At 59.2% G+C, this 3,099-nt stretch carries 2 protein-coding genes; both read right to left on the bottom strand.

All coding sequences use genetic code 11. The features are described 5' to 3' along the window. A partial coding sequence (locus WC600_19065; protein MFA4904829.1) for a CoA transferase occupies positions 1-1,293 on the bottom strand: 1,293 nt, incomplete at its 3' end. An 18-nt stretch (positions 1,294-1,311) separates the two neighbouring features. Then, positions 1,312-2,745: a CoA transferase gene (locus tag WC600_19060; GenBank protein ID MFA4904828.1), complete on the bottom strand. Its 1,434-nt coding sequence runs from the start codon at positions 2,743-2,745 to the stop codon at positions 1,312-1,314. Positions 2,746-3,099 lie beyond the last annotated feature (354 nt).

The raw sequence follows: 3,099 nt of genomic DNA, 5'->3' as shown, positions 1-3,099 counted from the left end.
ATAGATTTCCTCGTTATCGGAACCCACCGGCCGGTGCACGTGTTTCAGCCGCGGCGGGCACTCGCTCATCTTGTACATGGTCTTCTGGGTGAAGACGTCGCCGTAGTACGGGTCGTCGTACCAGCCCAACGCGCCCCGGCTCAGCCAATGGTCGTTGTTGGCCGCTTCCAGGATGGTGAGCAGCGGCTGGGAGGCGATGCCGGCCTGGCTGAAGATGCGGTTGGCCTCTTCCTTGGTCTTGTCTTTCAGGAAGTCTTCGATGGCAGGGTAGATCTCTTCCTGGGCCTTGGCTTCCACCCGGTCGTCATGGGTGGCGTACTTTTTGGCCAGGTCGGGACGGCCGATGAGGTTCATCAGGTTGGCGAAGTCTGCGTCCATGTAAGCGCCCACATAGATGTAGCCCTCTTCCTTTTCCGCGGGATGGTTCGAGTGCGGGTAGGAGGAGAGGCCGCATTTGCAGATGCCGTTGACGCAGATCTCGGTGTCCCAGTTGCCCCAACGCATCCGGACGACACCGCTGCGGCCCCACAAGGGCAGGCCGTACTCGGTGTAACGGGTGGAACCCTGCACCTGGGAGCACTCGAAGTAGTTGCCCAGGTTGGAGACCGTGTCCCGCCAGTAGAGGCCGGCCAGGATGCCGGTGGAGACCAGCATGCCGATGGAGTAGTCCATGATCCAGGTGGTGTGCTTGCTGGGGAAGCCCGCCGCGGCGCCGGAGCGTTGGCCAGTGAAGGAGAAGACGCCTCCCTTGGCCTGGCCCAGGATGTCGTAGGAGGCCCAGTTCCGGCCGGGGCCGAAGCCGCCGAAGCCGCCGCACCAGGCGAGAACGATGCGGGGGTTCACTTCTTTGCAGGCGCCGTAGCCGATCTTCCAGCGGTCGAAGGTGCCGGGCCGGTAATTCCAGACCATGAAGTCGGACTTCTGCACCATGCCGTAGAAGATCTCTTTGGCTTCGGGTTTGCGGTAATCCAGGGTGACGAAGTACTCGTTGTGGTTGGCGCCCTGGAAGGCCGGGGAGGTACCGCGGCCCGGGTTCCACCGGGAAACCGGGTAGAACCAGGGTTCGTTATAAGGCGAGCAGTGGCGCATGGGCTCACCCATACGGGGCACCTCGATCTTGATGACCTCGGCCCCTAACTCGCCCAGGTAGGCGGCGGCCGCCGGACCCAGGATATATTGGGTGCAGGACAACCCCCGATAGCCTTTCAGGCATTCGGGTTTTTCAAACAGGGTGTCCTTATTGAAAATCGTCTTACAATATTCCTCAAAGGGCAGTTTTTCCAAATCGGCCATATTTCCTAACCCCCTCTATTAGATGAGCCCTTTTTCGTACAGCTCATTCAGTTTGGGCGTGTCGAAGCCAAGAAGCTTGCGGAAGACATCGCTGTTGTCAAAGCCCACGGGCCGGCCCAGATCTTTGACACGGCCCGGGGTGCGGTGCCCGTAAAAAACGGAACCGCAGAACAGGACCTTGCCATAATGGGACGTCTCGATGGCCCGCACCATGCCCCGGTATTTGTAGTGGGGCTCTTCGGCCACTTCGTCCAGGAAGGAAACGCCGCCGGCCGCTACTTCCTCTTCCAGCAGCTTGGCCCGGCATTCTTCCCGGGTCCAGTCCTTCATCCAGTCGGTGAGGATGGTGCAGGTCTTGACCTGCTGGTCGTGGCCGACCCGGTCGATGACCACCCGCAGGGTGGGCTCGTCCAGGATCATGTCTTCCAGCTCGGGACGGTCCTTGCCCACGGTCTTCCAGATGCGGTACCACAGCCGGTCATGGCCGCCGCCCACCATCATGTAGCCGTCTTTACAGGGGTTGACCGAGTAGATATTGATGGCCAGATCCCAGTTGCCGTAACGGGGCTTACTGGAGCCGTCCGTGCCATACCATCCCCATGCATAGTCATGAATCCGGAGGTGGGATTCCGCGGAGGTCACCTCGACGAACTGGCCCTTGTTGGAGACATTGTTACGGAAGATCAGGGCGGCGATGGTCGCATGCGCGGTCAGGTTGCCGCACAGGATGTCGTCGGCCCGCTCACCCGCACGTAGCGGGATGCCGCCGAAGCTCTTGGGCAGCCCGGTGGCATGACACCAACCGGAGGAGCAGGGTGAAGAGGGATAAAGCTCGCCCGGCTTATCCTTCATGGGGCCCCACTGGCCTTTCTGGCCGTTCCAGACGTAAATCAGGCGGGGGTTGATCTTGGAGAGCTGGCGATAACCGATGCCCCATTCGTCAAACTGCCCGGGAGGGTAGTTTTCAATGAGCACATCCACATGGACGACCAGCTTTTTCAGGATTTCCCGGCCCTCTTCTTTGGTCAGGTCCAGGGTGATGGACTGCTTGTTGCGGCACTCGTGCAGGAAGCCGCCGCCGCAGAGATCGCCGTTGATGTTGTCTTTGAACATGTAGCGCTTGCGGCCGAACGCGGCCAGCTTGCGGATGGGAGAGCCCCCGGGGGGTTCCACCATGATGACGTTGGCGCCCAATTCGCCCAGGACCGCGCCGCCGAACATGGCGTTGGTCTGGAGCCCGCCGTGGCCGCATTCCAGAATGCGGATTTGGCCCAGGGCCTCGGGTTTGGCCATCTCGTGTTTGGGATGGAGCCAGCCCTCAAAGGTGGTTGAGATTTCCCGTGAGGCCTCGGTGCAGATCTTGGGATCGTAAACTTCTTCAAAAGTGGGAATCGGGTTTAGAGGCCAAAGTAACGGTGCTTCCTGAACCTCTTTTTTCAGATCATTGGACATTCAGATTCCTCCTTACAACGATTGATTCATAAATGACCATCGGAAGGTCTGTCCGCAAATATTGCCGACGCTATTCTGGGTCTTCACCCCCTTTCCACAGGACTCTGGTTCGCATCAGGAGCCAGGTATAATTGCCCTCCCGTCCCCCCTGGGGGAGACGGGCATGTTTGTGCTTTTTGGTTTTTGGTCCTCAGTTCTATTAAGCTAAATTTGTGCCAAATAGCGCGAATAGCGCACCCAAAAATAATAATAGTCAACCTACTGGATTAGTTAAAGGATTTGATGAAGGAAAGATCCTCGGCCCCGGGGTCCCAGGCTGGAAACCGCCCGGCCTCCTGAGTTTTGGGGGGATCG

Source organism: Desulfobaccales bacterium (genome assembly GCA_041648175.1).
GTDB lineage: Bacteria > Desulfobacterota > Desulfobaccia > Desulfobaccales > 0-14-0-80-60-11 > 0-14-0-80-60-11.
This window is presented reverse-complemented; position numbering and strand designations above follow the sequence as displayed.